Annotated in this window: 22 protein-coding genes, 2 tRNA genes and 2 pseudogenes; 15 read left to right on the top strand and 11 right to left on the bottom strand. The window is 67.2% G+C overall.

Annotated elements, in window-relative coordinates:
* Window positions 1–51 precede the first annotated feature (51 nt).
* The 6 genes from A5787_RS17705 to A5787_RS17730 all read left to right on the top strand — a co-directional run bounded on the left by A5787_RS17705 (window position 52) and on the right by A5787_RS17730 (window position 7783).
* A complete protein-coding gene (locus A5787_RS17705) occupies window positions 52–3528 on the top strand; it encodes a murein biosynthesis integral membrane protein MurJ (RefSeq protein WP_369829135.1) in 3477 nt (1158 codons plus the stop codon).
* Between the two features lie 63 nt (window positions 3529–3591).
* Window positions 3592–4218, top strand: coding sequence for an RNA polymerase sigma factor SigM (gene sigM / locus A5787_RS17710; protein WP_066969296.1), 627 nt, complete (start codon window positions 3592–3594; stop codon window positions 4216–4218).
* Window positions 4211–4951 carry a hypothetical protein gene (locus tag A5787_RS17715; RefSeq protein ID WP_066969298.1) on the top strand — a complete coding sequence of 247 codons (741 nt, stop codon included), beginning with the start codon at window positions 4211–4213 and terminating at the stop codon, window positions 4949–4951. Before sigM ends, A5787_RS17715 begins: the two co-directional genes overlap by 8 nt.
* A 133-nt stretch (window positions 4952–5084) precedes the next feature.
* Window positions 5085–6086: a thioredoxin-disulfide reductase gene (gene trxB, locus A5787_RS17720; RefSeq protein WP_066969299.1), complete on the top strand. Its 1002-nt coding sequence runs from the start codon at window positions 5085–5087 to the stop codon at window positions 6084–6086.
* On the top strand, window positions 6083–6436 hold the full coding sequence (trxA, locus tag A5787_RS17725) for a thioredoxin (RefSeq protein WP_066969301.1): 354 nt from the start codon (window positions 6083–6085) through the stop codon (window positions 6434–6436). The genes trxB and trxA overlap by 4 nt, the downstream gene beginning before the upstream one ends.
* Window positions 6437–6562: 126 nt before the next feature.
* Window positions 6563–7783, top strand: a complete 1221-nt coding sequence (locus A5787_RS17730; protein WP_066969303.1) for an N-acetylmuramoyl-L-alanine amidase — start codon at window positions 6563–6565, stop codon at window positions 7781–7783.
* 19 nt (window positions 7784–7802) lie between these two features.
* Here A5787_RS17730 and A5787_RS17735 read toward each other — a convergent pair.
* The 9 genes and pseudogenes from A5787_RS17735 to rpmH form a co-directional block, all read right to left on the bottom strand.
* Window positions 7803–8534: pseudogene (locus tag A5787_RS17735) on the bottom strand (acetyltransferase); the annotation flags it as partial.
* Window positions 8535–8821: 287 nt separating this feature from the next.
* The gene (locus tag A5787_RS17740) at window positions 8822–9805 is read right to left on the bottom strand and encodes a ParB/RepB/Spo0J family partition protein (protein ID WP_066969304.1); all 984 of its coding nucleotides are present in this window, start codon (window positions 9803–9805) and stop codon (window positions 8822–8824) included.
* Window positions 9802–10784, bottom strand: a pseudogene (locus A5787_RS17745) (ParA family protein). Before A5787_RS17745 ends, A5787_RS17740 begins: the two are co-directional and overlap by 4 nt.
* Complete coding sequence (gene rsmG, locus A5787_RS17750; protein WP_066969336.1) at window positions 10778–11515, bottom strand: 16S rRNA (guanine(527)-N(7))-methyltransferase RsmG; 738 nt, start codon at window positions 11513–11515, stop codon at window positions 10778–10780. Before rsmG ends, A5787_RS17745 begins: the two are co-directional and overlap by 7 nt.
* Window positions 11516–11601: 86 nt before the next feature.
* Window positions 11602–12177: a R3H domain-containing nucleic acid-binding protein gene (locus A5787_RS17755; RefSeq protein ID WP_066969306.1), complete on the bottom strand. Its 576-nt coding sequence runs from the start codon at window positions 12175–12177 to the stop codon at window positions 11602–11604.
* Between the two features lie 79 nt (window positions 12178–12256).
* Window positions 12257–13381 (bottom strand): membrane protein insertase YidC, encoded by a 1125-nt coding sequence (gene yidC / locus A5787_RS17760; protein WP_066969308.1) that lies wholly within the window; start codon window positions 13379–13381, stop codon window positions 12257–12259.
* Window positions 13365–13670, bottom strand: coding sequence for a membrane protein insertion efficiency factor YidD (yidD, locus tag A5787_RS26810; RefSeq protein ID WP_156764001.1), 306 nt, complete (start codon window positions 13668–13670; stop codon window positions 13365–13367). Before yidD ends, yidC begins: the two co-directional genes overlap by 17 nt.
* Window positions 13667–14023 (bottom strand): ribonuclease P protein component, encoded by a 357-nt coding sequence (gene rnpA, locus A5787_RS17765; RefSeq protein ID WP_082977292.1) that lies wholly within the window; start codon window positions 14021–14023, stop codon window positions 13667–13669. Before rnpA ends, yidD begins: the two co-directional genes overlap by 4 nt.
* A gap of 23 nt (window positions 14024–14046) precedes the next feature.
* Window positions 14047–14190 (bottom strand): 50S ribosomal protein L34, encoded by a 144-nt coding sequence (gene rpmH, locus A5787_RS26815; RefSeq protein ID WP_077100535.1) that lies wholly within the window; start codon window positions 14188–14190, stop codon window positions 14047–14049.
* A gap of 583 nt (window positions 14191–14773) precedes the next feature.
* Here rpmH and dnaA point away from each other — a divergent pair.
* From dnaA to A5787_RS17810, 9 genes are all read left to right on the top strand, one after another.
* Entirely contained in the window at window positions 14774–16327 is a 1554-nt protein-coding gene (dnaA, locus tag A5787_RS17770) for a chromosomal replication initiator protein DnaA (RefSeq protein WP_066969310.1), read from the top strand.
* 471 nt (window positions 16328–16798) lie between these two features.
* Window positions 16799–17998: a DNA polymerase III subunit beta gene (gene dnaN, locus A5787_RS17775; protein WP_066969311.1), complete on the top strand. Its 1200-nt coding sequence runs from the start codon at window positions 16799–16801 to the stop codon at window positions 17996–17998.
* The gene (recF, locus tag A5787_RS17780; protein WP_066969313.1) at window positions 17999–19156 is read left to right on the top strand and encodes a DNA replication/repair protein RecF; all 1158 of its coding nucleotides are present in this window, start codon (window positions 17999–18001) and stop codon (window positions 19154–19156) included.
* The gene (locus tag A5787_RS17785) at window positions 19153–19707 is read left to right on the top strand and encodes a DUF721 family protein (RefSeq protein ID WP_066969314.1); all 555 of its coding nucleotides are present in this window, start codon (window positions 19153–19155) and stop codon (window positions 19705–19707) included. Before recF ends, A5787_RS17785 begins: the two co-directional genes overlap by 4 nt.
* Before the next feature lie 253 nt (window positions 19708–19960).
* A complete protein-coding gene (gyrB, locus tag A5787_RS17790) occupies window positions 19961–21994 on the top strand; it encodes a DNA topoisomerase (ATP-hydrolyzing) subunit B (protein WP_066969316.1) in 2034 nt (677 codons plus the stop codon).
* Between the two features lie 33 nt (window positions 21995–22027).
* Window positions 22028–24538 carry a DNA gyrase subunit A gene (gene gyrA / locus A5787_RS17795; RefSeq protein WP_066969317.1) on the top strand — a complete coding sequence of 837 codons (2511 nt, stop codon included), beginning with the start codon at window positions 22028–22030 and terminating at the stop codon, window positions 24536–24538.
* Window positions 24539–24616: 78 nt separating this feature from the next.
* Window positions 24617–25492 carry a DUF3566 domain-containing protein gene (locus tag A5787_RS17800; RefSeq protein ID WP_066969319.1) on the top strand — a complete coding sequence of 292 codons (876 nt, stop codon included), beginning with the start codon at window positions 24617–24619 and terminating at the stop codon, window positions 25490–25492.
* Window positions 25493–25558: 66 nt separating this feature from the next.
* Window positions 25559–25632, top strand: a tRNA-Ile gene (locus tag A5787_RS17805).
* A 151-nt stretch (window positions 25633–25783) separates the two neighbouring features.
* Window positions 25784–25856: transfer RNA gene (locus A5787_RS17810), tRNA-Ala, on the top strand.
* A gap of 5 nt (window positions 25857–25861) precedes the next feature.
* On the opposite strand, the gene A5787_RS17815 is transcribed toward A5787_RS17810, so the two are convergent.
* Both A5787_RS17815 and A5787_RS17820 read right to left on the bottom strand, forming a co-directional pair.
* On the bottom strand, window positions 25862–26080 hold the full coding sequence (locus tag A5787_RS17815) for a hypothetical protein (RefSeq protein WP_066969321.1): 219 nt from the start codon (window positions 26078–26080) through the stop codon (window positions 25862–25864).
* Window positions 26061–26630: a TetR/AcrR family transcriptional regulator gene (locus A5787_RS17820; RefSeq protein ID WP_066969324.1), complete on the bottom strand. Its 570-nt coding sequence runs from the start codon at window positions 26628–26630 to the stop codon at window positions 26061–26063. The genes A5787_RS17815 and A5787_RS17820 overlap by 20 nt, the downstream gene beginning before the upstream one ends.
* Window positions 26631–26775 lie beyond the last annotated feature (145 nt).

Raw genomic sequence — 26775 nt, forward strand, 5'->3', positions numbered from 1 at the left:
CGACGACGGCCCGAGCTGTCCGACGCCGCCCTGGTCTCGCGGTCGTGGGCGATGGCGTTCGCCACGCTGATCAGCCGCATCACCGGGTTCGCGCGGATCGTCGTGCTGGCCGCCATCCTGGGTGCCGCGCTGTCCAGCGCGTTCTCGGTGGCCAATCAGCTGCCGAACCTGGTCGCGGCGCTCGTGCTGGAGGCGACGTTCACCGCGATCTTCGTGCCGGTGCTGGCGCGCGCCGAGCAAAGCGACCCCGACGGCGGCGCGGCGTTCGTGCGGCGCCTCGTCACGCTGACGACCGCGCTGCTGGTGCTCGCCACGGCGCTGTCGGTGCTGGCCGCCCCGCTGTTGGTGCGGCTGATGCTGGGCCGCGCCCCGCAGGTCAATGAGCCGCTGACCACCGCGTTCGCCTACCTGCTGCTGCCGCAGGTGCTGGCGTACGGGCTGACCTCGGTGTTCATGGCGATCCTGAACACCCGCAACGTGTTCGGGCCGACGGCGTGGGCGCCGGTCGTCAACAACGTGGTGGCGCTGGCCACCCTGGGCGTGTATCTGGCCGTCCCCGGCGAGCTCTCGGTCGACCCGGTGCGGATGGGCAACGCCAAGCTGCTGGTGCTCGGCATCGGCACCACCCTGGGCGTGTTCGCGCAGACGGGGGTGCTGCTGGTGGCGCTGAAGCGTCAGCGGGTGAGCCTGCGCCCGCTGTGGGGAATCGACGAACGCCTCAAGCGATTCGGCACGATGGCCGCGGCGATGGTGCTCTACGTGCTGATCAGCCAGCTCGGTCTGGTGATCGGCAACCAGATCGCCAGCACCGCGGCGGCTTCGGGTCCGGCGATCTACAACTACACCTGGCTGGTCCTGCAGCTGCCGTTCGGCATGATCGGCGTGACGGTCCTGACCGTGGTGATGCCGCGGCTGAGCCGCAACGCCGCGGCCGACGACACCACGGCCGTGCTCGCCGACCTGTCGCTGGCCACCCGGCTGACGCTGATCACGCTGATCCCGATCGTGGCGTTCATGACCGTCGGCGGCCCCGCCATCGGCAGTGCGCTGTTCGCCTACGGACACTTCGGCGGGGTCGACGCCGGCTACCTGGGCGTCGCGATCGCGTTGTCGGCGTTCACGCTGATCCCCTACGGACTGGTGCTCTTGCAGCTGCGCGTCTTCTATGCGCGCGAGCAGCCCTGGATGCCGATCGTGATCATCCTCGTCATCACCGCCGTCAAGATCGCCGGCTCGGTGCTGGCTCCCCACCTCACCGGCGATCCGAAGCTGGTGGCCGGGTTCCTCGGCGTGGCCAACGGCGCCGGCTTCCTGGCCGGCGCGATCGTCGGTTACTACCTGTTACGCCGCGCGCTGCTGCCCAACGGCGGGCACCTGATCGGCGTGGGTGCGATGCGCACGATCCTCGTGACGATCGTCGCCTCGATGTTGGCCGGTTTGGTCGCGCATGTGGCCGATCGGCTGCTGGGGTTGAGCCGGCTCACGGCGCACGGCGGCGCCGGTTCGCTGCTGCGCTTGCTGGTGTTGGGGGCCATCATGCTGCCGATCGTGGCGACCGTTATGGTCCGCGCGCACGTGCCCGAGGCCGACGCGGCGCTGGCCGTCATCAGGCGCCGAATTCCGGTCCTCGGCGGCAATCGGATCGCGCAGCCACCGGCCCGCAAACCGGCTGCACCGGAGGGATCGTCTCGGCAGGGCCGCGTCACGTACCCTGAGCAGAGGAATTCGTCCCCGCCGGGGGTCGATGCGGTCCAGGAGCCGATCCGGCGCAGGCCTCCGGAGCGGGTAGCCAACACCCGCATAGCGAAAGGACCGGAGGTGACCGACCGCCCAGTGGAGAGCGCATCCAGCGCTGGATCCGGCTTGGGGTCAGGCGCCGAGACACCCCCGGACCGGCCACGGCCCGTCGCCGACGACTTCCAGCCCGACATTCCGCGCGAACCGGCGCCGCGCGCCGCCGACCGGCTGAACGGCGCTGTCTCGAGCGAAAACCCCCGCGGCGCAAGCGCATTCGACGCCCCCCACGACCGGGTCGGTGAATCCGGGCCGCCGGAGGATGTCCACCTTGTTCCCGGCGCCCGCATCTCCAATGGCCGGTATCGGCTGCTGGTCTTCCACGGCGGCGCACCGCCCTTGCAGTTCTGGCAGGCGCTGGACACCGCGCTGGACCGCCAGGTCGCGCTGACCTTCGTCGACCCGGACGGGGCGCTGCCCGACGAGGTGCTCCAAGACATCCTGTCCCGCACCCTGCGGCTGAGCCGCATCGACAAGCCCGGCATCGCCCGGGTGCTCGACGTGGTGCACTCCGGGTCCGGCGGCCTGGTCGTCTCCGAATGGATCCGCGGCGGTTCGTTGCAGGAGGTGGCCGACACCTCCCCGTCGCCCATCGGCGCCGTCCGGGCGATGCAATCGCTGGCCGCCGCCGCCGACGCGGCCCACCGCGCCGGCGTCGCCCTATCGATCGACCACCCCAACCGGGTGCGCGTCAGTATCGACGGCGACGTCGTGCTGGCCTACCCCGCGACCATGCCCGACGCCAACCCGCAAGACGACATCCGCGGCATCGGCGCCGCGCTCTACGCCCTCCTGGTCAACCGGTGGCCCCTGCCGGAGTCCGGGGTGCGAAGCGGGCTGGCGCAGGCCGAGCGGGATTCGGCGGGCACCCCCGTCGAGCCCATGGTCATCGACCGCGACATCCCCTTCCAGATTTCCGCGGTTGCCGTGCGCGCGGTCCAGGAAGATGGCGGAATACGCAGCGCCTCAACGCTTTTGAACCTGCTACAGCAGGCGACCGCGGTGGCCGACCGCACCGAGGTGCTCGGACCGATCGACGATTCGCCGCCACCACCCGCCGCCCGGCCCGCCACGGGCCGCGAGTATGCGGCCTTCGCGCGCCGGCGCCGCAACGTGCTGATCGGCGTCGGCGCCGCCCTCGCCGTCATCGTGGTGGCCCTGCTGGTCCTGGCGTCGGTGGTGAGCAAGATCTTCGGCAATGTCGGGGGCCTCAACAAAGACGAGCTGGGGCTGAACGGGCCGTCGTCGGCGTCATCGTCGGCCCCCAGTTCCGCGGCCGCCGGAAGCGTCGTCAAACCGACGAAGGCGAGCGTGTTCTCCCCGGACGGCGACCCCGACAACCCGGGTACGGCCGGGCAGGCGATCGATGGCGACCCGTCCACCGCTTGGGCGACAGAGGTCTATACCGATGCCGTTCCGTTCCCCAGCTTCAAGCAGGGCGAAGGGCTGATGCTGCAGCTGCCGAAGCCCACCGTGGTCGGCCAGGTCACCATCGACACGCCCAGCACGGGCACGAAGGTCGAGATTCGCTCGTCATCCACGGCGTCGCCATCGAAGCTGGAAGACACCACCGTGCTGGCGCCGGCCTTCACGCTCAAGCCCGGTCATAACGTCATACCGGTCCGGTCCGGCGCGCCGACGTCGAACCTGCTGGTGTGGATCTCCACCCTGGGAACCACCAGCGGCAAGAGCCAGGCCGGCTTGTCGGAGATCACCGTTCAGGCCGCCTCCTGACGGCGCTCACAGAACGCGCGTGAGTGAAGTGCCGCGCGACCCCCGATTGGTTAGTGTCCGGCCGTGGGTCTCGGGGGCGGGGAATTCGAGGGTAAGAGCCAAAGCGAACGCACTGACGCCGAGCTGCTGGCCGCCCACGTCGCCGGCGACCGCCGCGCCTTCGACGAGCTGTTCCACCGCCACCAACGTCAGCTGCACCGCCTGGCCCGGCTCACCACCCGGACCCGCGAGGACGCCGAAGACGCGCTGCAGGACGCGATGCTCTCGGCGCACCGCGGCGCGGGCTCGTTCCGGCACGACGCGGCGGTCGGCAGCTGGCTGCACCGCATCGTGATCAACGCCTGCCTGGACCGGCTGCGCCGCACCAAGGCGCACCCCACCGCCCCGCTGGAGGACGTCTATCCGGTCGCCGATCGCACGGCACAGGTCGAGACGGCCATCGCGGTGCACCGGGCCTTGATGCGCCTGCCCGTCGAGCAACGGGCGGCGGTGGTGGCCGTCGACATGCAGGGCTACTCGGTCGCCGACACCGCCGCGCTGCTGGGCATCGCCGAGGGCACCGTCAAGAGCCGATGCTCCCGCGCCCGCGTCCGCCTCGCCGGGTTGCTCGGCTACCTCAACGCCGGTCCCGACCTGGCCCCACCCATGGCCGTCAAGCAGCGCATGACGGACACTGGGGCGGATGGGTGAACCCGAAGAGGATGCCGCCGAGCCGCCCCTGACGGTCGAGCTGCTGGCCGACCTGCAGGCCGGTTTGCTCGACGACGATTCCGCGGCCCGCGTGCGCAAACGGGTACGTGAGGACCCGCAGGCGCAGAGCATGCTGCGCACCCTGAACCAGGTGCGGTGCGACGTGGCGACGCTCGGTGCCGACACGACGTGCGCGCCTGACGTGCCGCCCGAGGTGACGGCCCGGATCTCGGCGGCGCTGAAGTCAGAGGAACGCCGTGACCGGGTCGGTGTCGCCCACTCGGCCCGGCCGCATATGCGCCCCGCCCGACTGGCCGCCGGCGTGGCCGGCGTGGGGGCGGCGCTCGCGGCCATCGGGGTGGGCACCGCGGCGCTGCTCAACACACCCGAGCCCGCCCCCAGCACCCCGGCCACCGCGGAGCACATCACGGTGTCGACGCCTCCGATGGCCATTCCGCTGTCGCAGGCCGAGATCCTGGGACTGCTGACGAAGAGTCCCGATTACGGTCCGCTCGGCGACCCTTCGCTGCGTGCGTCCTGCCTCAGCGGACTCGGCTACCCGGCGTCCACCCGGGTGCTCGGCGCGCGGCAGGTCGACATCAACGCCCGCCCCGGTGTGCTGCTGGTGTTGCCCGGCGACACGCCCGACGACCTCGCGGTCGTCGCGGTGGCGCTCAATTGCAGCGCCGCCGACACCGGGTTGCTGGCCAACACGCAGGTCCGGCGGCCCTAGCGGTGATCGCACGCGCGGCGCAGCCGGGCGCGGCGGGTCGCCGCCATCCGCTTAGTCTGGTGCCCAGCACCCCGGGAACACCCGCGCCTACGCTGGCGTTCGTAGTCGTAGCTTCCGCACCCGAAAGGCTCGAATGACTGCCGATACCCCTGCTGACGACACCCACGACACCGTCCACGACGTCATCGTCATCGGTTCCGGTCCCGCCGGGTACACCGCGGCCCTCTACACCGCCCGCGCGCAGCTGAAGCCCCTCGTCTTCGAGGGCATCGCCTTCGGCGGCGCCCTGATGACCACCACCGAGGTGGAGAACTACCCCGGCTTTCGCGACGGCATCACCGGACCGGAACTGATGGAAGAGATGCGGGAGCAGGCGCTGCGCTTCGGGGCGGACCTCCGGATGGAAGACGTCGAGTCGGTCTCGCTGACGGGGCCGGTCAAGTCGGTTGTCACCGCCGACGGCGAAACCCATCGGGCCCGGGCCGTCATCCTGGCCATGGGCGCGGCGGCGCGCTACCTGCAGGTCCCCGGCGAACAGGAATTGCTGGGCCGCGGGGTGAGTTCGTGTGCCACCTGCGACGGGTTCTTCTTCCGCGACCAGGACATCGCGGTCATCGGTGGCGGCGACTCGGCGATGGAAGAAGCGCTTTTCCTGACCCGGTTCGCCAGCAGCGTGACGTTGGTGCACCGGCGCGACGAGTTCCGGGCGTCCAAGATCATGCTGAACCGCGCCCGCAACAACGAGAAGATCAAGTTCGTCACCAACGTGGCCGTGATGTCCGTCGAGGGCGACACGACGGTGACGGGATTGCGCTTGCGCGACAACGTAACCGGCGAAGAGTCGGTCCTTCCGGTCACCGGCGTCTTCGTGGCAATCGGTCACGAGCCGCGCTCGGGCCTGGTGCGCGATGTCGTCGACGTGGATCCCGACGGCTACGTACTGGTGCACGGACGCACCACCAGCACCTCGCTGGACGGCGTGTTCGCCGCCGGCGACCTGGTGGACCGCACCTACCGGCAGGCCATCACCGCCGCCGGCAGCGGCTGCGCGGCGGCCATCGACGCCGAGCGTTGGCTGGCCGAGCATGAAGCAAAAGCCGAAGGTACCGACACATTGATTGGAGCACCACGATGACCGACGCCGAAAAAGCCCACGCCACAATAGAAGTCTCCGACGCGTCCTTTTCTACCGAGGTGCTGTCGAGCAATACGCCTGTGCTGGTTGACTTTTGGGCGACGTGGTGCGGCCCGTGCAAGATGGTCGCGCCGGTTCTCGAAGAAATCGCCAGCGAGCGAGCCGGACAGCTCACCGTCGCAAAGCTCGACGTGGATGCCAACCCGGAAACCGCCCGCGACTTCCAGGTGGTTTCGATCCCCACGATGATCCTGTTCAAGGACGGCCAACCGGTGAAGCGAATCGTCGGCGCCAAGGGCAAGGCGGCGCTGCTGCGCGAGCTCTCTGACGCGGTACCGAACCTCACCTGAGGCGTTACCCGCCTCGCCACGCCGCGCGCCTCGCTCAGCCTGGGGTTTTCCGAAAATTGAGAAGCGTCTGCGACAATAACGGCTAGCTGTTGCCCGTATTCAGCCTTGTCCCGGAGGGCCCTTGGTATGCCGAGTCCGCGCCGCGAAGACGGCGACGCGCTGCGCTGTGGTGACCGCAGCGCTGCCGTGACCGAGATCCGGGCTACGCTGGCCACGCTGGGGATGCTGGACAATCCCGACGAAGACATGGCGACCGGCCGGCATGTGGCCCTCGAGGTCTTCGACGCCGAGCTCGATCAGGCGGTGCGCGCTTTCCAGCAGAATCGCGGGCTGCTGGTGGACGGCGTCGTCGGCGAGGCCACCTACCGCGCGCTGAAAGAGGCCTCGTACCGGCTCGGCGCGCGCACGCTGTATCACCAATTCGGTGCGCCCCTCTATGGCGACGACGTCGCAACCCTGCAGGCCCGGCTGCAGGACCTCGGTTTCTACACCGGCCTGGTCGACGGCCACTTCGGCTTGCAGACCCACAACGCTTTGATGTCATACCAGCGTGAGTATGGGCTCGCCGCCGACGGCATCTGCGGCCCAGAAACCTTGCGTTCCTTGTACTTTCTGAGCTCGCGGGTCAGCGGCGGCTCACCGCACGCCATCCGCGAGGAAGAGCTGGTCCGCCGGTCCGGGCCCAAACTGTCGGGCAAGCGGATCATCATCGATCCGGGCCGCGGCGGCACCGACCACGGACTGATCATGCAGGCGCCGACCGGACCCGTCAGCGAAGCAGATGTGTTGTGGGACTTGGCGAGCCGACTCGAGGGCCGGATGACCGCAATCGGTATGGAAACCTTCTTGTCCCGGCCGACCAATCGCAGCCCGTCGGACACGGAACGTGCCGCCACGGCGAACAACGTCGGCGCGGACCTCATGATCAGCCTGCGCTGCGAATCCCAGCGCAGCCCGTCGGCCAACGGCGTGGCTTCCTTCCATTTCGGCAACTCGCACGGTTCCGTCTCGACGATCGGCCGCAACCTCGCCGACTTCATTCAGCGAGAAGTGGTGGCTCGCACCGGATTACGGGATTGCCGCACGCATGGCCGGACGTGGGACCTGCTGCGGCTGACCCGGATGCCGACCGTTCAGGTCGACGTCGGCTATATCACCAATCCGCGTGACCAGGCGATGCTGATCTCGACGCAGACCCGAGACGCCATCGCCGAGGGCATCCTCGCCGCGGTCAAGCGGCTCTACCTGCTCGGCAAGAACGACCGGCCTACCGGCACCTTCACCTTCGCCGAACTGCTGGCTCACGAGTTGTCGGTGGAGCGGGCCTCCCGGCTGGGCGGTTCTTAGCCGCCCCGTTGATCTGCAACGTATTTGATGCGCTGGCGGAGCCCGCCCCGACGGGTTCCTGCAGCTGGGCACTGGACAACAGGCGCTCCAGCGCCGCCTCGACTTCGGCCTTCCAGCCCAGGCCCTTGTCCAACTCCAGCCGCAGCCGCGGGAAGTACGGGTGCGGCGCCACCACAACGAATCCCACGTCCTTCAAGAACTCCGCGTCGATGATGCAGTGCTCGACCGAGCAGTCGCCCAGGGCCTCGAGCACCGGCCGCACATCCGGGTCCACCGTTCGCGGGTCCTGCAACTCGGCGGCCGCCGGTGTGCGCCCGAAAGCCTCCAACGCCCGCACGCCGCGCCGCACCAGCTCATCGATGACGCGGGCGATCAGCCCATGCGGCAGATCGTCGGAGGCCTGCCCCGACTCGATGTTCATTGACGTCAACAGCACGGCATCGGCGGACACGGGCGCCGTGGGAAAGCGCTGCGCCCGCGGCACCGCGCGAGGCGGCGCGTAGAGGACGTACCCCAGGCACGCCGGTTCGGCGTGACTGCGCTCGTCCGGAATCGCCGTCGCGATCTGACCGCATGAGCCCCACTCCAGCATCACCATCGACAGCCAGGCTTCTTTTTCAAACTCGGGGTCGGCGAGGTGGTCCTGGTTACCCAGGGTCGCGGGATCGACCTCCCAGAACACGCAGCGGCGCGCATGCTTGGGAAGCTGCTCGAAAGCCTCGAGCCGCAGCGGCATGATTCGAGCAGACACTAGCCTCCTGGCTTCCGTCCGGTCCTGCGGCCACCACATTTTGGGGCCACCAGCAACCTCTCCAGAATAGGAGAGTTTGTCGTCATCGGACCAGTGTTTGCTGCGCCACTTGGGGCGGGCCGGCGAACGTTCCCGCGCGGTGCGGCACGGCCGGTGACATAGCGAAAGGCGTTGAGGCGCACTGGAACTCTGCTCGCAGACGGCGTCGGGGACGGCTCATTTGGGTCTCATTTGGGCGTCAAAAACCCGCGCGGCGTCACAGTGACGTAATTACAGCGTGTGGGCGATCATGCCTTGGGCGGGGTCATCACGTCTACGATGCGCTGGAGATCCTCCACCGAGCCGAACTCCACCACGATCCGTCCCTTCCGTTTGCCAAGGCTGACCGTCACCCGGGTATCGAAGGTGTTGGACAGCCGATCGGCGACGTCCTGGAGGCCGGGCATCTGAATCGGCTTGCGGCGCTGGGGCGCCGGGGTGGTCGCGTCGCCGCGGTTGGCCAGGGTGACCGCCTCCTCGGTGGCCCGCACCGACAGGCCCTCGGCGACGATCCGGCTCGCCAGCTCCTCCTGCGCCTCCGGCCCGCCTTCGAGGGACAGCAACGCTCGGGCATGGCCCGCGGACAGGACGCCCGCCGCGACCCGCCGCTGCACCGGGATCGGCAGCTTCAGCAAGCGGATCATGTTGGTGATCAGCGGCCGCGACCGGCCGATACGGGACGCCAGCTCGTCGTGGGTCACGTCGAATTCGTCGAGCAGCTGCTGGTAAGCCGCCGCCTCCTCCAGCGGGTTCAGCTGGACCCGATGGATGTTTTCGAGCAGGGCGTCGCGCAGCAGGTCGTCGTCGCCGGTTTCGCGCACGATGGCAGGGATGGTGGCCAGGCCCGCTTCCTGGGCGGCGCGCCACCGCCGCTCCCCCATCACGATTTGGTACCGCGCCCCGCCCGGCGTTCCGCTCACCGGCCGGACGACGATCGGCTGCAAAAGCCCGAATTCGCGAATGGAGTGCACCAGCTCGGACAGCGCCTCCTCGTCGAACACCTGCCGGGGCTGGCGTGGGTTGCGCTCGATATCGGCCGGCGCGATCTCGCGGTAGACCGCGCCCACCGACGCGGAGCCCTGAGCCGGTCCGCCGATCAGCACATCGGCGGCCGCGTCGCCCATCCGCGGGCCCAGCGTCGCCGGACCGGAGTCGCCCTCCGCCGGACCCGTGGGGATCAGCGAAGCCAGGCCCCGGCCGAGGCCGCCCTTCTTGCGTAACGGCTGCGTCATGGTCGTCCCTTCACGATGGTGGTCAATCGCGTTCGGCGAGTTCGCGACTCGCATCGAGATAGCTCATCGCTCCCCGGGAACCGGGGTCGTAATCGATGATTGTCATGCTGTAGCCGGGCGCCTCCGAGACCTTGACGCTGCGCGGAATCACGCTGCGCAGCACCTTGGTTCCGAAGTACCGGCGTACCTCTTCGGCCACCTGGTCGGCCAGCTTGGTCCGCCCGTCGTACATCGTCAGGATGACGGTCGTCACGTCCAGCTGGGGATTCAGGTGGGCCTTCACCATCTCGATATTGCGCATCAGCTGCGACACACCCTCCAGCGCGTAGTACTCGCACTGGATCGGGATCATCACCTCGGGCGCAGCCACCAGCGCGTTGATCGTCAGCAGCCCGAGCGACGGCGGGCAGTCGATGAAGACGTAGTCGAAGTCGAACTGGTCGAGCTCGGCCAGGGCGGTGCGCAGGCGGTTCTCGCGCGCGACCATGCTGACCAATTCGATCTCGGCGCCGGCGAGATCGATGGTCGCCGGCACGCAGAACAGCCGCGAGCTGTGGGGGCTGGGCCGCAACGCCTCCCGCAGCGACACCTCGCCGATGAGGACTTCGTACGACGACGGCGTGCCCGCCTGCCGGTCGTGGATGCCGAGGGCCGTGCTCGCGTTGCCCTGGGGATCGAGGTCGATGACGAGGGTCTTGAGTCCCTGCACGGCCAGCGCGGCCGCGAGGTTGACGGCGGTCGTGGTCTTGCCGACGCCACCCTTCTGGTTGGCGACGGTGAACAGCCGCCGGTGGGCCGGGCGGCGCAGCGGCGGGTAGGCCGTGTGCAGAACCCGCATCGCACGCTCGGCGGCGGCGCCGATCGGGGTGTCGAATTCGTCCGATGTTTCACGTGAAACATGGCCCGGCTCCGGCGCGGCGTCGGCGACGCTCGGTGCCGGCGGCGGCCCGCCGGGCGAGTTGATTGGAGAACTCACCATGTCCCCCTGTCTGCCATACGTCCCGATCTTTGGCGCGGCCGCTTTCCGCGTCGCGCTAACACCACGGTTGACGGCGGATGCAAGTAGTTCCCGCCACATGTGACCACCCTGGCATCAAGGGCGCCTGATGCCGCCATCACACGCCGGTGGGCTTCCACTTCCTCGGGAGCGCGCTCCCCTTTGATGGCGACCATCCGCCCGTCGGGCCGTAGCAACGGCATGCTCCACTTCGTCAACTTGTCCAGCGGTGCGACCGCTCGTGACACCGCGACATCCCGGGCTCCGAACTGCTCGCGCACCCACGGGTCCTCCGCACGGCCGCGCACCACCTCGACCGCCAACCCTAGTTCGGCCACCACCTCGATGAGAAACTCACTCCGCCGCAGCATCGGCTCCAGCAGCACGACGTCGAGGTCGGGCCGCGCGATCGCCAGCGGTATCCCCGGCAGCCCGGCCCCGCTGCCGATGTCGATCACCCGCTCGCCGTGCTCGAGGAGCTCGCCGACCGCCGCACTGTTCAATAGGTGGCGATCCCACAGCCGGCCGACCTCCCGCGGCCCGAGGAGCCCTCGCTCTACCCCCGGGCCGGCCAGCAATTCGGCGTACCTTCGGGCGATACCCAACCGCGGCCCGAAGACGGCGGCGGCGGCACCGGCCAGGGATCCCGGATCTGCCGTCACCGCGGACGCCCCCTCGACCGCCTCTCCGTCGCCATGTTTCACGTGAAACATCTCGTCTTCTTGTTTCACGTGAAACATCCTCGATCCCTGGGGCCGTCCGGGTCGTCTCTGAATTACACGGCTGTGACTCGGCGGCGCTAGTCGAGCAAGACGACAACGCGGCGGGACGGCTCCTGGCCCTCGCTCTCGCTGTGCACGCCCGGCACCGCCGCGACGGCGTCGTGAACGATCTTGCGTTCGAACGGTGTCATCGGAGAAAGCTCCTCGCGTTCGCCGCTGTCGAGCACCCGGCGCGCCACCTTGTCGCCCAACGCGGCCAGCTCCTCGCGCCGCCGGCGCCGCCAGCTCGCGATGTCAAGCATCAACCGGCTCCGCACACCGGTCTTCTGGTGCACCGCCAGCCGGGTCAGCTCCTGCAGCGCATCCAGCACCTCGCCGGCGCGACCGACCAACTTGTTCAGGTCGCTGCTGCCGTCGATGCTCACCACGGCGCGGTCGCCCTCCACGTCTAGATCGATGTCGCCGTCGAAGTCCAACAGGTCCAGCAGCTCCTCGAGATAGTCGCCGGCGATCTCCCCCTCGGCAACCAGTCGGTCCTCCAGCTCGTCGCCTTCGTCACCACCGCCTTCCGTCGCCGCGTCGTCCTCTGGGGCCGGCGTTTGCGTGTCGAGTTCAGCGTCAACGTCGCGTTCGGTCGTTTCGGCGTCTGTCATCTCGTTTTCTCTCCCTCATCCAGGGGTTCCCGTCCAGTCGGGTCACTCGCCCGGGGTCCCCTTAAGCTCTGGCGTCGCGTCAGCGTTTCCGCTTCTTCGGTCGCGCCCCGGGTCGCGGGGTGCGGTTGGTCGGCCCGTCGTTGCGTCCCGCCGCGCTCGGCTTGTCCGGTTCCGCCGTGGCCGACCCCTCTTCGGCGGCACCTCCGTCGAAGCCCTCGGAATCCGAGTCCTCGCCGTCGTCGTTTCGCGTCGCGGATCCGTTACCGCTCGCCGCCGAGGTCTTGGGGTTGCGCTTCGGTTTGGCGCCCGGCGCCGGAGCATTGGCAGCCCGCCGCTGAACGACCTCCTGCCTCTTGGCCTCGTCCTCTTTTTCGATCATGCCGAACACGTAGTGCTGCTGTGCGAACGTCCAGATGTTGTTGGCGAACCAGTACAGGATGATCGCGAGCGGAAGGAACGGTCCGCCGACAACGACGCCGAGCGGAAACACGTACAGCGCCAGCTTGTTCATCATCGCGGTCTGCGGGTTGGCGGCGGCCTCCGCGCTCTGGCGCGCCACCGACGCGCGGCTGTTGAAGTAGGTGGCGACGCCCGCCAGGATCATCACCGGGGCACCCACCGCGATCACCGCGGGGCGGCTGAAGTGGGTGAAGGCGTCCAATCCGGCGTGTTGCGTCATGAACGCGCCGATCGGCGCACCGAAAAGGTTGGCGTCCAGGAAGTGCGCCACGTCGGTCGGGCTGAAGAAATAGTTGCCCGTCGCCCGGTTCTGGGCCACCGACAGGTGCGGCTGACCAAAGCCTCCGGTGGTCCGGTTGAACGACCGCAAGACGTGATACAGCCCAAGGAACACCGGGATCTGGGCGAGCATCGGCAGGCAGCCGAGGATCGGGTTGAAGCCGTGCTCGCGTTGCAGCTTCTGCATCTCGAGCGCCATCCGCTGGCGGTCTTTGGAGTACTTCTTTTGCAGCGCCTTGATCTGCGGCTGCAACTCCTGCATCTGCCGGGTGGTACGAATCTGGCGCACGAACGGCTTGTACAGCAGGGCCCGCAAGCTGAACACCAGGAACATCACCGACAGGGCCCAGGCGAAGAAGTTCGACGGTCCGAGCAACGCCGCGAACAGCTTGTACCAAGCCCACATGATCCACGACACCGGGTAGTAGATGACGTCGAGGCTGAAGAAATCAAACAAAAGATTCACTCTCCCGTTGCTCCGGCGCGGGGTCTCCCGCGGCGCCGGCGCCTTCGAAGCTCGCCCGGCATGCGTGTCGATCCGGTATCGGATCCCATCCTCCCCGATGCCACGGTCCGCATTTGGCGAGCCGGGCTGCGGCCAACCAGCTGCCCCGGATCAAGCCGTATTCGGTCAGAGCGTCGACGGCGTACTGGCTGCACGTTGGCATGAAGCGGCATGTCGCCGGGCGCAGCGGTGACACCATGTGCCGGTACAGCTGAATCAGGAAGATCAGTCCCCGCGCCGCCTTGTTCACCGGTCAGTTCCCGCCGACTCGAAGGCGCGGCGCAAGCCACGCCGCAGCTGTTGTTCCAGCCGCGCGGATGACACCTGGCTACTGCCGGGCAGCGCCCGAATCACCACCCGGTCGGATCGATGGAGATCCCCCAACATGGTTCGCGCGACGTGACGTAGCCGGCGCGCCACCCGATGACGCTCCACGGCCGATCCAACGGACTTGGCGATGATCAGGCCGACACGGGGTCCCGTGTCGTCCTCGGAGTCGCGCCGCATATGTACGACGACGTCGGGCTGCACCGCGCGCACGCCAGACTTCACGGCGGCGTCAAACTCAGTTGACCGCCTCATGCGGTTGCGTGCGGGAAGCACCGCTGAAGAACCCGACGTTGCGATCAGGCAGTTAACGCGCGACGGCCTTTGCGGCGCCGGCTGGAGACGATCGATCGCCCGGCGCGGGTGCGCATCCGCAAGCGGAAGCCATGCACGCGGGCTCGGCGCCGGTTATTCGGCTGGAAGGTCCGCTTGCCCTTGGCCACGGCGTTCTCCTCGTCTTCGAACCATCCGGCCGCATTCGTCCGCGACGCGGTCGGAGGTGGGTCTTGCTGCTGGCCGGCGCGGTCCCCGAGCTTTCTCCGGGTCGCAGCCGTATCGCCGACTTTCGGGCGACTGTTTGAGGGTACTGATGCGGATTCGCTGGGTCAAACTTGGTCTCCCGCAACGGACCCAACTCACACATCCGCGAAAACGCAAGTTCTCGAAGACGTCCTTGCGGCACCATAGGACAACGAGCGACAAGCAGGGCCCAGATGACCCTAAAGAGGCCGATTGGAATGCAGCAGAACTGTTGGCAGCCGAACGGAAAACTGTTAGCTTCGGGCAATGCCGTTTCAGAGTGGAGCGGCGCTCGACGACGAAGCGAGGATGGCGGATCGACTAGCTGTCTAGACGACCTCCACGGGTTGTCATCAGCGCGGAGATCGCGGGCCGTCGCCGGTAGGCTGCGGCTCGTCTACGATCATCCTGTCCACACCTGTGCATAACTATGTGGACAGTTGTTTCGTCACCAAGCGTGGCTGCCCCTCGACCCGGGATCTGCGAGAAACCAGGGAGATTACGTCGTTGACCGATGACCCCGGTTCAGGATTCACAACAGTTTGGAACGCGGTCGTCTCCGAGCTCAACGGCGAGTCGGCCTCGGACGGAATGGCCACCAATCGCACCGCCCTCGCCACCCCACTGACCCCTCAGCAACGGGCGTGGTTGAACCTCGTCCAGCCGCTCACCATCGTCGAGGGATTTGCCCTGTTGTCGGTGCCGAGCAGCTTCGTGCAAAACGAGATCGAACGTCACCTTCGTGCCCCGATCACCGACGCCCTGAGCCGCCGGCTCGGACAGCAGATCCAACTCGGGGTGCGCATCGCCCCGCCCCCTGACGACGTTGACGACGCTGCCTTCACCGCAGCGGAGCCCTTCCCGCCCGGCCTGGAAGACCAATCCCTCGCTCAGGCCGACGATTCCCTCATCGACATGTCGATCGACGTCGACGAGGGTGACGAAAACGGTGAGCTCGTCACCGCCGAGCAGAGCTGGCCGAACTACTTCACCGAACGTCCCCACGCGGCCGACCCGGCAATCGCCGGCGGAACCAGCCTCAACCGCAGGTACACGTTCGACACCTTCGTCATCGGCGCCTCCAACCGGTTCGCGCACGCCGCGGCGCTGGCCATCGCCGAAGCCCCGGCCCGCGCCTACAACCCGCTGTTCATCTGGGGAGAATCCGGCCTCGGTAAGACCCACCTGCTGCACGCCGCCGGCAACTACGCGCAGCGGTTGTTCCCCGGCATGCGCGTCAAGTACGTCTCGACCGAGGAATTCACCAACGACTTCATCAACTCGCTGCGCGACGACCGCAAGGTCGCGTTCAAACGCAGTTACCGCGACGTCGACGTGCTGCTGGTGGACGACATCCAGTTCATCGAGGGCAAAGAAGGTATCCAGGAGGAGTTCTTCCATACCTTCAACACGCTGCACAACGCCAACAAACAGATCGTCATCTCCTCTGACCGGCCGCCCAAGCAACTCGCCACCCTCGAGGACCGGCTGCGCACGCGGTTCGAGTGGGGCCTGATCACCGACGTGCAGCCTCCGGAGCTGGAGACCCGCATCGCCATTCTGCGCAAGAAGGCACAGATGGACCGGCTGGCCGTACCTGACGACGTTCTCGAACTGATCGCCAGCAGCATCGAACGCAATATCCGCGAGCTCGAAGGGGCGCTGATCCGGGTGACCGCGTTCGCGTCGTTGAACAAGACTCCGATAGACAAGGCTTTGGCGGAAATCGTCCTTCGCGACCTGATCGCCGACGCCAGCACCATGCAAATCAGCGCGGCCACCATCATGGCCGCCACCGCCGAGTACTTCGACACCACCGTCGAAGAGTTGCGTGGTCCGGGCAAGACGCGGGCGCTGGCCCAGTCGCGCCAAATCGCGATGTACCTATGCCGTGAGTTGACCGATTTGTCGCTGCCCAAGATCGGCCAGGCATTCGGCCGCGACCACACCACCGTCATGTACGCGCAGCGAAAGATCTTGTCCGAGATGGCCGAGCGCCGTGAGGTCTTCGATCACGTCAAGGAACTCACCACCCGCATCCGACAGCGCTCCAAGCGCTGATTCGGCCGCTCCTACCAACTTTTTTTCAAAAAACTTCTCACTCCCCTGTCACAGCCGTCACACCATCGCGGTGTGGGTAGCGCTGTGCACAAGCCGTCCAAACACCGGTGCAGCAATGACGCTTACGTACACATCCCGCCACCATCCCCAGCGCCACGCGGCCGCACACACGGTTATCAACCTGGTCATCCACAACCACACCGCTCGCCTAGCTGCGACAAGGTCCCGCTGTCCCCAGATTGCACAGTCCTTATTACTAGTACTGAGATCTCTCCCTAGATTGTTCTTTGAAGTACAGCGTTGGGGACGCTCGTCGCCGGGGCGCCGGTAGCCGCGTCGATGACGCCTTTTGTCGGGCGGTGCGATTAGCTTTCAAGATGGCCGCAGACGATCTACGGTTGTTCAGCGACCGCTAGCGACGGGCGGCTAGCCACTTTGGTTTTTCGGACACTCGGCACGTAAAGGGACGCTATGGACGCGGCGACGACAACAGCTGGCCTCACCGACTTGAAGTTTCGTCTGGTGCGAGAGTCTTTCGCCGACGCGGTGTCGTGGGTGGCGAAGAACCTGCCCACCAGGCCGGCGGTGCCGGTGCTGTCCGGGGTGTTGTTGTCCGGTTCCGACGCGGGACTGACGATTTCCGGGTTTGACTACGAGGTCTCCGCCGAAGCGCAGGTTGCGGCCGAAATAGCTTCTCCCGGAAGCGTTTTGGTATCCGGAAGGTTATTGTCGGACATCACGCGGGCGTTGCCGAACAAGCCGGTCGACTTCTACGTGGACGGCAACCGGGTCGCGCTGACGTGCGGAAGCGCCAGGTTTTCGCTGCCGACGATGCCGGTCGAGGACTACCCGACGCTGCCCGCGCTGCCGGAAGGCACCGGGACCCTGCCGGCGGACCTGTTCGCGGAGGCGATCGGTCAGGTCGCCATCGCCGCCGGCCGTGATGACACGCTGCCCATGCTGACCGGGATCCGGGTCGAGATTTCGGGCGACAAGGTGGTTTTGGCCGCGACCGACAGGTTCAGGTTGGCGGTTCGCGAGTTGACGTGGTCGGCGTTGTCGCCCGACATCGAAGCCGCGGTGCTGGTGCCGGCCAAGACGTTGGCCGAAGCGGCCAAAGCCGGGGCCGACGGATCTGAGGTTCAACTGTCGTTGGGCGCCGGCGCGGGGGTCGGCAAGGACGGGTTGCTGGGCATCAGCGGTAACGGCAAGCGCAGCACCACGCGGCTGCTGGACGCGGAGTTCCCCAAGTTTCGGCAGCTGTTGCCGGCCGAGCACACGGCCGTCGCCACCATCGATGTCGCGGAGCTGACCGAGGCCATCAAGCTTGTCGCCCTGGTCGCCGACCGGGGGGCGCAGGTGCGGATGGAATTCTCGGAGGGATCGTTGCGGCTTTCTGCGGGGGCCGATGACGTGGGTCGGGCCGAAGAAGACCTTCAGGTGGATTTCGTTGGCGAACCGCTGACCATCGCCTTCAATCCGACGTATCTGACCGACGGGCTTGCGTCGGTGCACTCAGAACGGGTGTCGTTCGGTTTCACGACGCCCGGCAAGCCCGCGTTGCTGCGGCCGGCTTCCAGCGACGACACCTCCCCCAGTGGCAGCGGGCCGTTCACCGCCGTGGCAACGGATTACGTGTACCTGTTGATGCCAGTTCGGTTGCCTGGCTAGGTGTACGTTCGGCATTTGGGGCTGCGTGATTTCCGGTCCTGGGCGCACGCCGACCTCGAATTGCAACCGGGCCGGACGGTGTTCGTTGGTCCAAACGGCTTCGGCAAGACGAATCTTGTTGAGGCGCTGTGGTATTCGACCACCTTGGGTTCTCATCGGGTCGGGACGGACGCGCCGCTGATCCGGGCCGGCGCCGAACGCGCGGTGGTTTCGACGATCGTGGTCAATGAGGGCCGTGAATGCGCGATCGATATCGAGATCGCGGCGGGCCGGGCAAACAAGGCGCGGCTGAATCGCTCGCCCGTGCGCAGCACGCGCGAGGTGGTCGGTGTGCTGCGCGCCGTGCTTTTTGCCCCCGAAGACCTGGCCTTGGTGCGTGGTGATCCGTCGGAGCGGCGTCGCTACCTCGATGATTTGGCGACGGTGCGGCGGCCCGCGATCGCCGGTGTGCGCGCCGACTACGACAAAGTCCTGCGGCAGCGCACGGCGCTGTTGAAGTCCCTGTCCGGCGCCCGATACCGCGGCGCCCGCGGCGCCCTGGACACCCTCGACGTGTGGGACAGCCGGCTCGCCGAGCACGGCGCGGAGTTGATGGCCGCCAGGATCGATCTGGTGAACGAGCTGGCGCCAGAGGTGGAGAAGGCTTATCAGTTGGTGGCGCCCGGATCGCGGCCCGCGTCGGTCGCCTATCGCGCCAGCCTCGGCGAGCACGCCCCGCGAGATTTCGACGGCAACGACCGCGAATTCCTGGAAGCCGCGCTGTTGGCCGCGTTGTCGGCGCGGCGGGACGCCGAACTGGAACGCGGGATGTGTCTGGTGGGTCCGCACCGCGATGACCTCGAATTGCGTCTCGGCGATCAACCCGCCAAAGGCTTTGCCAGCCACGGGGAATCGTGGTCGTTCGCGGTGGGGCTGCGGTTGGCGGCGTATGAATTGTTGCGGGCCGACGGCACCGAGCCCGTGTTGTTGCTCGACGACGTGTTCGCCGAACTCGACGCCACGCGCCGTCGCGCCCTGGCGACGGTGGCCGAATCGGCCGAGCAGGTTTTGGTGACGGCGGCGGTGCCGGAAGACATTCCGGCGGACTGGGACGCTAAACGGGTGCACATCGATATGCGCGACGAGGACTCGGGCCGGATGTCGGAGGTGCGACCATGACCGGCGCCGGAGATGGAAAAGACGTCGATCGCCTGGGCGGGTTGACCGGGATCGATTTGGTGCGGCGCACTCTCGAGGAGGCGCGCGCCGCGGCGCGCGCCCAGGGTAAGGACGCCGGTCGCGGCCGGTCGGCTCCGGCGCTGCCGCGGCGCGTGGCGGGGCAAAGACGGAGCTGGTCGGGCCCGGGGCCCGACGGGCGGGATCCCCAACCGCTGGGCCGGCTGGCGCGCGACCTGGCGAAAAAGCGGGGTTGGTCGACGCACGTCGCCGAAGGCACGGTGTTGGGCCACTGGCCGGCGGTGGTGGGACACCAGATCGCCGACCACGCGACCCCCACGGCGCTGAGCGAGGGTGTGCTCAGCGTGACGGCGGAATCGACGGCCTGGGCGACCCAGCTGCGGATGATGCAGGCGCAGCTTTTGGCCAAGATCGCCGCGGCGGTGGGCAACGGCGTCGTGACCTCGCTGAAAATCACCGGGCCGAGCGCGCCGTCGTGGCGTAAGGGTCCACGGCACATCTCCGGGCGGGGGCCCCGCGACACCTACGGCTGAATCGTCCGGAGCCCAAATAGTCCCCAGTCACGCCTCTATCAACAGGCGCCTGAGAGCCGCCAGAACGAAACGGACTTACATAACGCACGTCGGGACGCGCCCTGAACGCGGAAATCGTGTGCACGGCGCGGTTAGCTGGGTAGAAACGCGCCCAGAGAATCGGTGCTGGGGGTCCTTCACGGTAGAGTGGTGGGGTGCGCCTGTCGCGGTGACCGGACCGCCCGCATGAAACCCCGAGGAGAGCATTCCGACCGTGGCTGCCCAGAAGAAGAAGCCTCACGAAGGATACGGCGCTTCATCCATCACCGTGCTCGAAGGGCTGGAGGCCGTCCGCAAACGCCCGGGCATGTATATCGGCTCCACCGGTGAGCGTGGTTTACACCACCTCATCTGGGAGGTGGTCGACAACGCCGTGGACGAGGCGATGGCCGGTTACGCCACCCAAGTCGACGTGCGGCTACTCGACGACGGCAGCGTGGAAGTCGCCGACAACGGCCGCGGCATTCCGGTGGCGATGCACTCGACCGGTGCCCCGACCGTCGACGTGGTGATGACCCAGCTGCACGCCGGCGGCAAGTTCGGTGGCGACGACAGCGCCTATGCGGTTTCCGGTGGCCTGCACGGCGTGGGTGTATCAGTCGTCAACGCGCTGTCCACTCGACTCGAAGTCGAGATCTGCGTCGACGGCTATGAGTGGTTCCAGCATTACGACCGCTCCGTGCCCGGCACTCTCAAGCAAGGCGACAAGACCAAGAAGACGGGTACGACGGTCCGGTTCTGGGCCGACCCAGGCATCTTCGAGACCACGAACTACGACTTCGAGACGGTGGCCCGTCGGCTGCAGGAAATGGCCTTCCTCAACAAAGGCCTGACGATCAACCTCACGGACGAGCGGGTGCAGCAGGACGAGGTCGTCGACGAGGTCGTCAGCGACACCGCCGAGGCCCCCAAGACCGCCGAGGAAAAGGCGGCCGAATCCAGCGCGCCGCACAAGGTCAAGCACCGCACCTTCCACTACCCCGGCGGCCTGGTGGACTTCGTCAAGCACATCAACCGCACCAAAAGCCCGATCCAGCAGAGCATCATCGACTTCGACGGAAAAGGCACCGGCCACGAAGTCGAGATCGCCATGCAGTGGAACGGCGGCTATTCGGAGTCGGTGCACACCTTCGCCAACACCATCAACACCCACGAGGGCGGCACCCACGAAGAGGGCTTCCGCAGCGCGCTGACGTCGGTGGTGAACAAGTACGCCAAAGACAAGAAGCTGCTCAAAGAGAAGGACGCCAACCTAACCGGCGACGACATCCGGGAAGGCCTGGCGGCCGTCATCTCCGTGAAGGTCAGGGAGCCGCAGTTCGAGGGGCAGACCAAGACCAAGCTGGGCAACACCGAGGTCAAATCTTTCGTGCAGAAGGTGTGCAACGAACAGCTGACGCACTGGTTCGAGGCCAACCCCTCGGAGGCGAAAACCGTTGTGAACAAGGCGGTGTCGTCGGCCCAGGCGCGGATCGCGGCCCGCAAGGCGCGAGAGCTGGTGCGCCGTAAGAGCGCAACGGACCTCGGCGGGTTGCCGGGCAAGCTCGCCGATTGCCGGTCCACCGACCCGCGAAAGTCCGAACTGTATGTGGTCGAGGGCGATTCGGCCGGCGGCTCGGCCAAGAGCGGCCGCGATTCGATGTTCCAGGCCATCCTTCCGTTGCGCGGCAAGATCATCAACGTCGAGAAGGCGCGCATCGACCGGGTCCTGAAGAACACTGAAGTGCAGGCGATCATCACCGCGCTCGGGACGGGGATCCACGACGAATTCGACCTGAGCAAGCTGCGCTACCACAAGATCGTGCTGATGGCCGACGCCGACGTTGACGGCCAACACATCTCGACGCTGCTGTTGACCTTGCTGTTCCGCTTCATGCGCCCGCTCATCGAAAACGGGCACGTGTTCTTGGCGCAGCCCCCGCTGTACAAGTTGAAGTGGCAGCGCAGCGATCCCGAGTTCGCCTACTCCGACCGCGAGCGCGACGGCCTGTTGGAGGCCGGGCAGAAGGCCGGCAAGAAGATCAACAAGGAAGACGGCATCCAGCGCTACAAGGGTCTGGGCGAAATGGACGCCAAGGAACTGTGGGAGACCACGATGGACCCGTCCGTGCGGGTGTTGCGCCAAGTCACCCTGGACGACGCGGCGTCCGCCGACGAGCTGTTCTCCATTTTGATGGGTGAGGACGTCGACGCGCGCCGCAGCTTTATCACCCGCAACGCCAAGGACGTTCGCTTCCTGGATGTCTGATGAGTCAGGCACTCCGAAACAAACGAGGAATAGATGACTGACACCACGCTGCCACCCGGCGACGAGGCCGGCGACCGCATCGAACCGGTTGACATTCAGCAGGAGATGCAGCGCAGCTACATCGACTACGCGATGAGCGTGATCGTGGGTCGCGCGCTGCCGGAGGTGCGTGACGGCCTCAAGCCGGTGCACCGCCGCGTGCTCTACGCGATGTACGACTCCGGGTTCCGCCCAGACCGCAGCCACGCCAAGTCGGCGCGCTCGGTGGCCGAGACGATGGGTAACTACCACCCGCACGGCGACGCGTCGATCTACGACACCCTGGTGCGCATGGCCCAGCCGTGGTCGCTGCGGTATCCGCTCGTCGACGGCCAGGGCAACTTCGGCTCACCGGGCAACGATCCACCAGCGGCGATGCGCTACACCGAGGCGCGGCTGACTCCGCTGGCGATGGAGATGCTACGCGAAATCGACGAGGAGACAGTCGATTTCATCCCCAACTACGACGGTCGGGTGCAGGAACCGACGGTGCTGCCCAGCCGGTTCCCCAACCTGCTGGCCAACGGTTCGGGTGGCATCGCGGTCGGCATGGCGACCAACATCCCGCCGCACAACCTGCGCGAGCTCGCCGAGGCGGTCTTCTGGTGCCTGGAAAACCACGAGGCCGACGAGGAAGCGACGCTGGCCGCCGTCATGGAGCGGTTCAAAGGCCCGGACTTCCCGACCTCCGGGCTGATCGTCGGCTCGCAGGGCATTAACGATGCGTACAAAACCGGCCGCGGGTCCGTCCGGATGCGCGGTGTGGTGGAGGTCGAAGAGGCCAGGGGCCGAACGTCTTTGGTGATCACCGAGTTGCCGTATCAGGTCAACCACGACAACTTCATCACCTCGATCGCCGAGCAGGTCCGCGACGGCAGGCTCGCCGGCATCGCCAACATAGAAGACCAATCCAGCGACCGGGTCGGCCTGCGGATCGTCATCGAGCTCAAGCGCGACGCGGTGGCCAAGGTGGTGCTCAACAACCTCTACAAGCACACCCAGCTGCAGACCAGCTTCGGCGCGAACATGCTGTCGATCGTCGACGGGGTGCCGCGCACGCTGCGGCTCGACCAGATGATCCGCTACTACGTCGAGCACCAACTCGACGTGATCATCCGGCGCACCACCTACCGGTTGCGCAAGGCCAACGAACGCGCGCACATCTTGCGCGGTTTGGTGAAAGCCCTTGACGCGCTGGATGAAGTGATCGCGTTGATCCGCGCGTCGGAGACCGTCGACATCGCCAGGGCCGGCCTGATCGAGCTGCTCGACATCGACGAAATCCAGGCCCAGGCGATCCTGGACATGCAACTGCGGCGGCTGGCTGCCCTGGAGCGCCAGCGCATCGTCGACGACCTGGCCAAGATCGAGGCCGAGATCGCCGACCTCGAAGACATCCTGGCCAAGCCGGAGCGGCAGCGCGCGATCGTGCACGACGAACTCAAGGAGCTCGTCGACAAACATGGCGACGACCGTCGTACCCGGATCATTGCCGCCGACGGCGACGTCAACGACGAGGACCTGATCGCGCGTGAGGACGTCGTCGTCACCATCACCGAGACCGGCTATGCCAAGCGCACCAAGACCGACCTGTATCGCAGCCAGAAGCGCGGCGGCAAGGGCGTGCAGGGCGCCGGGCTCAAGCAGGACGACATCGTGCGGCACTTCTTCGTCTGCTCGACGCACGACTGGATCCTGTTCTTCACCACCCAGGGCCGGGTCTATCGGGCCAAGGCTTACGACCTGCCGGAGGCGTCGCGGATAGCGCGCGGCCAGCACGTCGCCAACCTGTTGGCTTTCCAGCCGGAGGAGCGCATCGCGCAGGTCATCCAGATCAAGGGCTACGAGGATGCGCCGTATCTGGTGCTGGCCACCCGCAATGGCCTGGTCAAGAAGACCAAGCTGACCGACTTCGACTCGAACCGGTCCGGTGGCATCGTGGCGGTCAATCTGCGCGACGGCGACGAACTGGTCGGGGCGGTGCTGTGCTCCTCCGACGAGGATCTGCTGCTGGTGTCGGCCAATGGCCAGTCGATCCGGTTCTCGGCGACGGACGACGCGCTGCGGCCGATGGGCCGGGCGACCTCCGGTGTGCAGGGCATGCGGTTCAATGCCGACGATTACCTGTTGTCGTTGAACGTGATCCGCGAGGGCACCTACCTGCTGGTTGCCACTTCCGGCGGTTACGCCAAGCGCACCGCGATCGAGGAATACCCGGTGCAGGGCCGCGGCGGCAAGGGAGTGCTGACCGTCCAGTACGACCGTCGCCGTGGCAGGCTGGTGGGCGCGCTGATCGTCGACGATGACAGCGAGCTGTACGCGATCACCTCCGGTGGCGGCGTCATCCGCACGGCGGCACGCCAGGTCCGCAAGGCGGGACGTCAGACCAAGGGCGTGCGGCTGATGAACCTCGGCGAGGACAACACGCTGTTGGCCATCGCGCGCAACGCCGAGGAAGCAGGAGACGAAGCCGTCGAGGAGGCCGAGGGCGCTGAGGAGTCCTAAGGCTTAAACTCGGTCCGACCAGACATAACCCAACAGCCACCGCGCAGGCGGCCATCGCAAAAGACCTAAGGAGTCGGGGTGACCTCACCGAACGAGCCGGGCGCCCCCAATAAGGGCGACGGCCTCAATGGCGACGGTTCGGTCGAGCGCGCCGGCGCCCACCGCGCGTCGCCCGCGCAGGCGGGCGGGCTCCAGGGCGGCGCTCGGCCGTCCCACTCGGCGCCCCGCGAGCACGAATCCCAGAGCGCGCCGCGACCGGCGGGCGCGCCCACCGGCGGCGATGCGCGGCCGAACCGCCTCGTCTTCGGCACCGCCGCGCCGGGTAGCGGCGCGGGTGCGCGCCCGAAGCACCCGCCGTACGAGTTCGACGCCGGGCCGGGGCGCGGCGACGGCCCACCCGCCGAGGCCTATGCCAGCGAGTTGCCGGATCTTTCCGGGCCGCTTCCGCGGCCCCCACACCGCAAACCCGCGCCGGAGCGCAGCGCCGAGACGCCGGCCCCCACGGCGTCGTCAGCCCGGTCGGCGACCGCAGAAAGCCGGGAGAACCGCGAGGGCCGCGAAAACCGGGTCCAGGTGTCGCGGCGCACCCGCGGCCCCGTTCGGGCCAGCATGCAGATCCGCCGGATCGATCCGTGGAGCACGCTGAAGGTGTCGCTGCTGCTGTCGGTGGCCTTGTTCTTCGTGTGGATGATCGCGGTGGCGTTCCTGTACCTCGTGCTCGGTGGCATGGGCGTGTGGGCCAAGTTGAACAGCAACGTCGGCGACCTGCTGAACAACACCAGCGGCAGCAGCGGCGAGCTGGTCTCGAGCGGCACCATCTTCGGCGGCGCCGTGCTGATCGGCCTGGTGAACATCGTCCTGCTGACCGCGATGGCCACCATCGCCGCGTTCGTATACAACCTGGCGACCGATCTGATCGGCGGCATCGAGGTCACGCTGGCGGATCGCGACTAGCAGGATGTGATTTTGTGGGTGGGGCGGCGATTGCGGTAATCTCGTCGCTCGGCCCTACGCGAGTAAGGGCCTGTAGCTCAGGCGGTTAGAGCGCTTCGCTGATAACGAAGAGGTCGGAGGTTCGAGTCCTCCCAGGCCCACAACCATGTGCCCGTCCAGACGTTGCGTAAGGCTTGCATTGCCACTGGCGCTGGTCGCTGTAGCGGCGGCGGTGGTGCGGTCACGACGCGGGGTCGAGGTGTGGCACGTGGCGGTGGCTGACCCACCCGATCACCCGCCGAGCCACGACGAGGGGCCTTAGCTCAGTTGGTAGAGCACCGCCTTTGCAAGGCGGGTGTCAGGGGTTCGATTCCCCTAGGCTCCACAACCCTAAAGGTCGTCACCTTCGGCCAAGTAGGTGAATTGGTACCAACGGTTCGATGCCCCCGCGCCGGTGTCGTAGCTGTCGGTCGCAAGCACCGACTCCAGGCGGACGTCCGTCAGATGTGGATTCTGGACGCGAACCTGGTCTTCGAGTGCCGCCTCCAGCGCGTCGCCCGTGAGGGCGATGTCCGCGAGCGCCCTGCCCTCATACCTCGTCCAGGTCACGCCCTACATCCTCCACGGAACCGAGGAAGCGTTGCACCAGGGCACGTTCGTCGGCCGGGTCCTTGAGGGGCCAGGACCACAGCGCCAGGAAGACGCGGATCAGTCCCTGCGCGGCGAGCGGGTCGTCGTTGTCAGGGCCGAGCATTTCGGCGGCCAAGCCCGTAACGGTGGGCGAGCTGATGACCCATTCGCTGACAGGAGTCGCGTGGATGGACTGCATAAGGTGGGTGAGCGGATCCGATCGCAGGCGTTGCAGGGCGATGATCGTGGCCGCCACCACCCGATCCGGGCCGCGCAGGTCCTGGATGGCTTCCCGGGTGGCGTCGACGATGCGAGCCGCGTGGATAGCGACGACGGCGTCGCGGATGGCCGCCTTGCCGCCGGCGTGCCGGTAGATCGTCGCCGGTGAGCAGTGCACCCTGGCCGCCAGGGCTTCGATCGTGAATCCCTCGTAGCCCTTGCGCGAGATGAGATCGGCGGCCGCGGCGTAGATCCGATCGGTGGCTTCACTGCGGCGATCACGTCCCACCAGCCAGTCGTCGCGCGCCATTCAGGCTCCTCCGTGTAGCGGCCGACAGAAATACTTCTCTCATTGTGAGAATTTGCAAGCACAATTTGTCACGACAACGCGCTGCTGGCGCCAGACGGCCGCCGGCGAGCCGGAGCGACCAGGGCCGGACCCGCCCCTCAACTTC

Origin of the sequence: Mycobacterium sp. 852002-50816_SCH5313054-b (assembly GCF_001667185.1) — a bacterium.
Lineage (GTDB): Bacteria > Actinomycetota > Actinomycetes > Mycobacteriales > Mycobacteriaceae > Mycobacterium.